This window comes from uncultured Pseudoramibacter sp., from assembly GCF_903789625.1.
Taxonomy (GTDB): Bacteria; Bacillota; Clostridia; order Eubacteriales; family Eubacteriaceae; genus Pseudoramibacter; species Pseudoramibacter fermentans.
In genome coordinates, this window is the sequence record NZ_CAIFFF010000008.1 from 78,098 (window position 1) to 86,117 (window position 8,020).

Below are 8,020 nucleotides of genomic sequence, written 5' to 3' on the forward strand. Positions count from 1 at the left end.
CAGAATATACATCCTGAAAATGACAGGAGAAGCAGATAAAAATGAAAACCTACGCAATTTCAACGGATACACGATCTTTTTTGGAGAACATTCCGATTCCGCTGGCGGTCTACCAGTACGTCGACGACCAGATCAGGCCCCTTTTGGTCTCCAAGGCGTATCTTAAGCTTTTCGGGCACGACAGCGGCCAGGAGGCCGTCTACGGCCTGGGCACCGATTTGTACCGCAACGTCCATCCCGAGGATATCGCCCGGATGGAAAAATACGCTTACAATTTTGCGACCCAGGAAGACGGCTACGACATCCTGTTCAGAAACAAAAGGGAAGATCAGTCCAAGTATCATATCATTCACGCCACGGGCAGACACATCACCGTCGACGGTGTGAATCTGGCGTTTATCACCTACACCGACGAGACGGCCGTCACCGGAAACGACAGCACAGTCAAGGCGATGCTGACCGATGTGCCTGACCAGTTCGCGGCCTCGGACAGCACGGAATTCGCGAAGCATTATGACGCGCTGACCGGCCTGCCGAACATGAACCAATTTTTCAACAATGCCATGGCCGGGATCGAGAAGATCTGGGCCCAGGGCGGGGAACCGGTGATCTTATATTTCGATCTGAGCCGGTTGAAGCAGTACAACAGCCGGTACGGCTTCAAGGCCGGGGACCATCAGATCTGCACCCTGGCCGAATGCATCAGCACCGTATTCGGAAGAGAACGGGCCTTCCGGTTTGAAAGCGACCATTTTGTCGTCTACGCACTGAAGGATCAGGTTGAATCCAAGCTGACGACCCTGTTTTCGCAGATGGCGGCCCAGGGCGAAAACAATCTGCCCGTCAAAGTCGGTATTTTCAAATTTGAAAAGGACGGCACCCGGCTGACCGAAGCCTGCGACCGGGCGCGGTTTGCCTGCGAATCGATTTCGGACATCCGGACCACATCTGCTTTCGTCTGGTTTGACGACAAAATCCGGCAGCAGACCGACCTCAAGTTCTACATCCTGCGCAATTTTGAGACGGCGATGGCCAAGGGCTGGATCCAGGTCTGGTATCAGCCGGTGGTGCGCACCATGACCAAGACGATTTGCAGCCACGAGGCGCTGGTGCGGTGGATCGATCCCGAATACGGCATGATTTCCCCGGGCCAGTTTGTGCCCATCCTCGAGGAGACCGGCCAGATCTACAAGATGGATCTCTACGTCTTCGAGCAGGCCTGCCGGGATTACAAGCACTTGGTAAAAAAAGGGGATGATGCGATCCCGGTCTCGGTGAATCTGTCCCGAAAGGATTTTCTGCACGACGATCTGCCCGAGATCATCGACGGCATCTCGCGGAAGTACGGCGTCCCGAGGGAATTCACCAACCTGGAAATTACCGAGAGCGCCTTTGTCAAAAATATCGATAAGGTTGCGCCTTCCATTAAGCGCTTCCACGAGCTGGGCTACAAGGTGTGGATGGACGACTTCGGCACCGGGTATTCGTCTTTGGGTGTCCTTAAAAAATACGCCTTCGACGAGCTCAAGCTCGACATGTCCTTCCTCAGACAGTTCGACGAAAAATCCCGGACGATCATCACCGCGGTCGTGCGCATGGCCAAGAAACTGAACCTCTCGACTTTGGCCGAGGGGGTCGAAACCGAGGAACAATACCGATTCCTGCGGGAAATCGGCTGTGAAAAAATCCAGGGCTTTTATTTCGGCAAGCCGATGCCAATGGAGGCGCTCCCAGAGCATGGCGAAGCCGCAGGGCTGATGCTGGAGCCGCCCAAATGGCGGGCCTATTTTTCGGTTATCAGCCGCATCGACTACCTCACGGACAAGACGCTCTGCCTGGTGGAGGACGACGGAAAGCGGATGAACATCCTTTTCGCCAATGCCGCTTACAAAGCAGTCTTGAATCGGGATCACGTCCAGGATCTGAAAGACTGGGAGCATAAAATCAACACGCCGGGCGATCCCATACACATCTTTCACCGGCAGTACGCCGATCAGCAGCTCAGAAAGCTGAGCGGTCCCCAGATCACGGCTTATCCCTCGGGCGACCACTACATGCAGCTCACCGGGACCGTGGTGGCCAGACAGGACGACCGCTATCTTTACAGCATGCAGATTCAATACATCGAGATCGACGTCAAAAACATGCAGCAGGTTCAGTTCGAGACCATGAGCGATTTGTATTATCTGTGCAACGACATTGCCATCTACGACCTGGCGCACAACACGGTAGAGGGGGTTAAATCCTCTCTGTCTGACCAGCCCATGGGCGTAGGCGTTAAACTGAAAGATTTGGCTTCAGTGATCAATGCCTGGACAAAGAATTACTGCTATCTGCCCGATCAGGAGCGCTTTGCCGCGTTCATGGAGGTGTCGACGCTGAAATCCCGCATGGAACAAAATGCCAGCCATGCGCTCACCGGGCTGTTTCGAAGCATCACCGCATCCGGCGCGTACCGCTGGATGCTCCACATGATTGCGCCGGTGCAGCGCTCGGATTATAACCGGGCCCTGCACGTCACCTTCGATGCCGGCCTTGCGGAAGCGGACCTCGTCAAGCTTGTCCCGGCTTTAAGCGGCGCGATTGCCGATCAGAAGCGCGGGGAGATCCCAACGGAGGTGCTCTGGAGAAATATGATACTGAATTCAAAGCGCATGATTTTCTGGAAGGACGACCAAAGGCGGTTCCTCGGCGCGAGCCGGAGCTTCCTCAACTATTTCGGCCTGCATGACGAGTCGGAGATTATCGGCAAAACCGACGAAGACATGGGCTGGCACATCGATCCGGAGCCCTTTAAAAAGGACGAGGAGGCTGTCCTTAAGACCGGAAAAAAGTGCTATATGAGAAGGGGGAAGTGCATCGTCAACGGCACGAACCGCGACATTCTCGCGAGCAAAATTCCGGTGTACCGAGACGGTAAAATCGTCGGTCTTCTGGGAAATGTGATCGACGCGGACGTGACGCAGAAGTTCCTCAACAGGGAAAAGGTGCTCACGTCCGTCGACCCGGTGACCGGCCTGGCCAACACCCGAGGGGTGTCGGACGGCGTTTATGCCTACTTGTGCGAGCGCTGGCACAGCGGCATCGATTTCGCCATCATGGAAGTGACCGTGCCCGAATACGACGAGATTGTGAAGCTTTACGGTAAAAGCTCCGGGGACGCGCTGCTCAAAAACGTCGGGGCGGCTCTGAGAGACTGCGCCGGCACCGGATGCGTGATCGGCAGAGCGCAGGGCAACTTGTTCTTCGTCGTGATGGATTTCGACACGAAGGAGGACGTGCGCAACGTGGCCCGGAAGATCCGCGCCGCCGTCGAATCGATGCGTCAGGCCGGCCAGTGGAGCGGCAACTGCAGTGTCAAAATCAATGTGTCCTATTCCGATGCGTCCAGCAAGGACAGAAGCGCCTATATCGGCGGCTTGTCCGGGATGATTTTGAACAGCAAAGATTGCGAGACACTCTAGAAGAAAGGAGGCGTGCTCGTGCGAAATAGAATCAAAAGGATCGTGCGATCATTTTACAAAGCATATGACAGAACCGATCTGGACATTAAGATGCGGGATCCGAGGCTGAGGATCGATTTTTATTATCAGAATCTGTCCCTCAGCGTGATCGCAGCGTTTTTGATTTGCCTGCTCGCCGTGATCGGCCTGATCGGGACGTTTTCGCCCTTTTCAAGTGGCTACATTCTCCCGCAGATCAATGCCACGAACGCCTACATCGTCATCTTAGCGGTCAACCTCGCATTCATGGTGCGTCTCGGCGCAGAGCTGGACCATTTCCACGAGCGCAAAGACGCCGCGAAACGGGCCGTGCGCGTTTTCAACTGGTTTACCGGAATCGACATGATCATGGCCATCATTTCCATCTTCTCCACCCAGGCGGATTCCAGCTTTTTCTTCGAGTACATCCTCATCACGAGTATCATCTTCCTCGTGCCCAATGCGGAGGTCCGCACCCAGGTGCGCAACACCGTCATCAACATCGCCGCGATGGCTTTGGTTCTGGCCGCTGTGCGCCACACAGTGGCTTGGCAGGATGCCGTGGATATCGCCATCCTTCACCTGCTGTGCGGCCTGGTCAATTGGTTTCGGCTGCTGAACTTCCTGCGCGCTGAAAAAGCCAAGTTTGCACTTGAAAAAAAGACAGACGAGTTTTATCAGGACAGCCGCACCGACGGCCTGACGGGGCTTTTGAACCGGACGGCGCTGCGCAGCGATTTTCCGGATTTCATCGGCCAGAAGCTCTGCGTCGCGCTGGTGGATTTGGATCATTTCAAACAGTACAACGATACCTACGGCCACGCCTACGGTGACAAGGTGCTGATCAAAACGAGCGGCAGCATGAAGCGCGTGTTCAAAGGCGAAGCAGACCATTGCTACCGCTACGGCGGGGACGAATTGCTCATCATTTCCGCGGAGCCGGAGGTGAATCGATTTGCCCAAAAGCTGAATGTCTTTAAGGCAGACTGCACTGAGGAGCGCGGCGGCGTGCGCGTGACCTGCAGCATCGGCTACGCGGCGGGGACACCCCACAGCGAGGCCGAGCTGAGGGCCTTTATCCAGACCGCAGACAATTACCTCTACCGCGCGAAAAGCGAAGGCACCGGCGCCATCGAAGGGGACAGGCCCGAGTCCCGCCAGGGGCCGGTGTCTTCGGCCCATCGGGCAAAGCGGAATTCATCCGACCTTCACCAGACAGAAAATGAAAGATCAAAATAGGAGTGACTATGATTGCAAGTGTGTTAGCCGGGGTGATTTTCATCCTGATGTTTATCCTCATCATTTGGGACAAGTTTGAGCGCCATCTCGTGACGCTGGCCTGCGGGGCGGCGACCCTCGTGCTCGTGTTCGGCATCGCGATGCACAGCGGCCGCGCAGTGATGGAGACCCTGAATCTGAAAAGTATTTTCACGCTGGGCTTCTGGTACGAAACCAGCGCGGCGGAAGAAGAAGCCGCCGGGATCAACTGGGCGACGATTCTGTTTTTGGCCGGGATGATGGTCATGGTCGAGGGGATGGCCCGGGCCGGGTTCTTCCGCTGGCTGTGCATGACGATCGCGAAGGCGGTGCACTACAAGGTCATGTCGATCTTTCTGACCTTTATGGTCATGTCCTTCGTGCTCGCGATGTTCATCGACAGCATCACGGTGATTCTGTTTCTCGCCGCAGTCACGGTAGAACTGGCCCAGCTGCTCAAATTCGATCCAGTGCCGATGATATTGTCGGAAATCTTCTGCGCCAACCTCGGCGGTTCGGCGACGATGAGCGGCGACCCGCCCAATATCATCATCGGGACTTCGCTCAAATACACCTTCACACAATTTATCACGAACACCGGTGTCATTGCTTTGATTTCGCTGGTCGTCATCGTGATTTATTTCTATTTCTGCTTCAGAAAGGAATTGGCACACGCGGGCGGCATTGACGCGGCTGAGTCGGCACGCCTTTCGCCGAAGGCGGCCATTGAGAGCCGGCGGGATTTCGCTGTCAGCACAGTCATTTTCCTCGCGGCGGTGGTGCTGTTAATTACCCACGCTCAGACGGGGCTGTCGGTCGCGTCCATCGGTGCGCTGGTGGCAGTGGTTACCCTGGCTGCAGCGGGGCGGGACGCCCTGGAGATTCTCAGGCGGGTGGATTACAAGACCCTGCTCTTTTTCATCGGGCTCTTCCTCGTCGTCGGCGGACTCGAAGAGACCGGTGTGCTGGAAATGTTCGCAGACGTCATCGGCCGCATCAGCGGCGGCAACATGATGGTCATGATCGCGATCATCATTTGGGGCTCGGCGATCTGCAGCGCCTTTGTCGACAACATTCCTTTTGCGGCGACGATGATCCCGGTGATCCGGACGCTGGCTGCGACTACCGGCGCCGATTTGTCGATTCTCGCCTGGACCTTGGCCATGGGGACGGATATCGGCGGCAGCGCCACACCGATCGGCGCGTCGGCCAACGTGGTCGGCACCTCCATCGCCGCCCGGGAAGGCCATCCGATCAGCTGGAAGCGGTACCTGAAGTCGGCGGTGCCGGCGACGGTGATCGTCGTTTTGATTTCGATGGTGTGCATCTACCTGCGCTACCTGTAAAATAAAAGGGGGAGAGAGTATGGACAAACAACTGATGATTTCGCTGGGACGCGAATTCGGAAGCGGCGGCCACGTCATCGCCGAGAAGCTGGCCGACAACTACGGCATCGCGCTGTACGACAAGAACATCCTTCAGGACATCGCCGAGGAGAAGCTCGTCAGCGAAAAGACCCTCAGGCAGTACGACGAGCGGCCGAGAAATCCGCTGCTGTCGCGGACAGTCCGGGGCTTCACGAATTCGCCGGAGGAAAACATCGCCCGGATGCAGTTCGACTTCATCCGCGAGCGGGCCGACGCCGGGGAATCCTTCGTGATCGTCGGGCGGTGCGCCGAGAGCGTCCTACGGGGACGGTCCCATTTGATCACGATTTTTGTCATGGGGGATATGGATCAGAAGGTGCTTCGGACGATGGCGACCGAAAAGCTGTCCGAGGCGGAAGCGGCCAAGCGGGTCGAGCAGGTCACGCGTCAGCGGAAGGCCTACCACAACCATTACTGCAAGGAAAAGTGGGGGGACGCCCGCAACTACGACCTGACGATCAACAGCAGCCGGCTGGGCATCGAGGGCACGACCTGCGTGCTGATGGATTACATCGACGCCAGACGCACGGCCGACAATTGGGAATAAAATAAGAAAAGGAGACAATCAATGAAACGTGTACTCGCCTTAATCAGTGAAGATTTTGAAGATTTGGAAGTGTGGTATCCGGTACTCAGACTGCGGGAGGCCGACGTCGAGGTCGTCTTCGTGGCAGAAAAACCGGGGCTGTACCATGGCAAATACGGGGTGCCCTGCGAGGTCGAAACCTCCTTTAACGATGTGGACGCCAAGGATTTCGACGGACTCCTCGTGCCCGGGGGCTGGGCGCCGGACAAGCTGCGCCGTTTCCCGAAGGTGCTGGACCTCGTCAGAGAAATGAACCTCGAAGGGAAAGCCATCGGCGAAATCTGCCACGCCGGCTGGGTGCTGGCCTCCGCGGGCATCCTTAAAGGGCGCCGCGTCACCAGCACGCCGGGCATCAAGGACGACATGCGCAACGCCGGTGCCGAATGGGTCGACAAAGCCTGCGTCATCGACGGCAACATCGTCTCCGGCCGACGCCCGCCGGATCTGCCCGAATACGCCGTGGCCTTCCTCGACGTGTTAAACCGGTAAGGTGCGCAAGACCGCTTCGGCGGTCTTTTTTTGTGATTTGAGGTTGTGAACCAAATAAAAAACCGGCAGGGCTTACCTCTGCCGGCAGAATCATCTGGTGTCCACGGGGGGAGTCGAACCCCCGGCCTACCGCTTAGGAGGCGGTCGCTCTATCCATCTGAGCTACGTAGACTTACATGTTTTCTTATTATAATCTTTTTCATCTATGAAATCAAGGCGCGGGTGGCTGAGAAAAAATAGGGTCAAGTTATTATTTATCTTCATTATTATCATTATTTTCTATTCAAACGTCACGGGTAACGTTATAATAGTACAGTAGTTTAGAATTGTAAAAAAGAAGAGGAAAAAAGAATTGAAGCGGAAAGAAGGAGAATCCAAACTCAAAGGCACTGGGATGATCGTGCTCATCGGAGTGGTGACTGCGGCCCTTATTTTGATTGGCATCTCTGTTTATCATGCGGTGCAGATCTATCGTGTCAGCCGGTACACTGACGTCAAGGTTGACGGCACGGTCAAAACGACTTCGGGGAAAACCTCGAACCGTCTGCTCCAAACCTACCAGAAAAGCGCGCCGGCAGACGTCCTTCAGGGCGATGTGAACGCCGGCTCAAAATCGGTGTGCATCGTCTTTTCGGGGCTCACCAACGACGAGACGATGAACGAAAAGGTTTTAAAAATCGTCAAGGACCACAAAATTAACGCGGCTTTTGCCGTCCCGGCCATTTGATATGCTACCCCTAAGTAGGACAGTAAAATATAAAAACCTACTTGGGGGTATT

At 55.7% G+C, this 8,020-nt stretch carries 6 protein-coding genes and 1 tRNA gene; 6 read left to right on the forward strand and 1 reads right to left on the reverse strand.

All coding sequences use genetic code 11. The features are described from left to right. The first annotated feature begins 41 nt into the window (after window positions 1-41). The 5 genes from QZX60_RS06185 to QZX60_RS06205 are packed head-to-tail and all read left to right on the forward strand — an operon-like array spanning window position 42 to window position 7,241. A complete protein-coding gene (locus QZX60_RS06185; protein ID WP_295362459.1) occupies window positions 42-3,464 on the forward strand; it encodes an EAL domain-containing protein in 3,423 nt (1,140 codons plus the stop codon). An 18-nt stretch (window positions 3,465-3,482) separates the two neighbouring features. Further along, on the forward strand, window positions 3,483-4,721 hold the full coding sequence (locus QZX60_RS06190) for a diguanylate cyclase (protein ID WP_295362462.1): 1,239 nt from the start codon (window positions 3,483-3,485) through the stop codon (window positions 4,719-4,721). An 8-nt stretch (window positions 4,722-4,729) separates the two neighbouring features. Continuing rightward, window positions 4,730-6,085: an SLC13 family permease gene (locus tag QZX60_RS06195; protein ID WP_295362465.1), complete on the forward strand. Its 1,356-nt coding sequence runs from the start codon at window positions 4,730-4,732 to the stop codon at window positions 6,083-6,085. Between the two features lie 19 nt (window positions 6,086-6,104). Next, window positions 6,105-6,713, forward strand: coding sequence for an AAA family ATPase (locus tag QZX60_RS06200; RefSeq protein WP_295362468.1), 609 nt, complete (start codon window positions 6,105-6,107; stop codon window positions 6,711-6,713). Between the two features lie 21 nt (window positions 6,714-6,734). Further along, window positions 6,735-7,241 carry a type 1 glutamine amidotransferase domain-containing protein gene (locus QZX60_RS06205; RefSeq protein WP_295362471.1) on the forward strand — a complete coding sequence of 169 codons (507 nt, stop codon included), beginning with the start codon at window positions 6,735-6,737 and terminating at the stop codon, window positions 7,239-7,241. Between the two features lie 95 nt (window positions 7,242-7,336). Here QZX60_RS06205 and QZX60_RS06210 read toward each other — a convergent pair. After that, window positions 7,337-7,413, reverse strand: a tRNA-Arg gene (locus QZX60_RS06210). Between the two features lie 180 nt (window positions 7,414-7,593). Here QZX60_RS06210 and QZX60_RS06215 point away from each other — a divergent pair. After that, complete coding sequence (locus QZX60_RS06215; RefSeq protein WP_295362474.1) at window positions 7,594-7,968, forward strand: hypothetical protein; 375 nt, start codon at window positions 7,594-7,596, stop codon at window positions 7,966-7,968. Window positions 7,969-8,020: the final 52 nt, after the last annotated feature.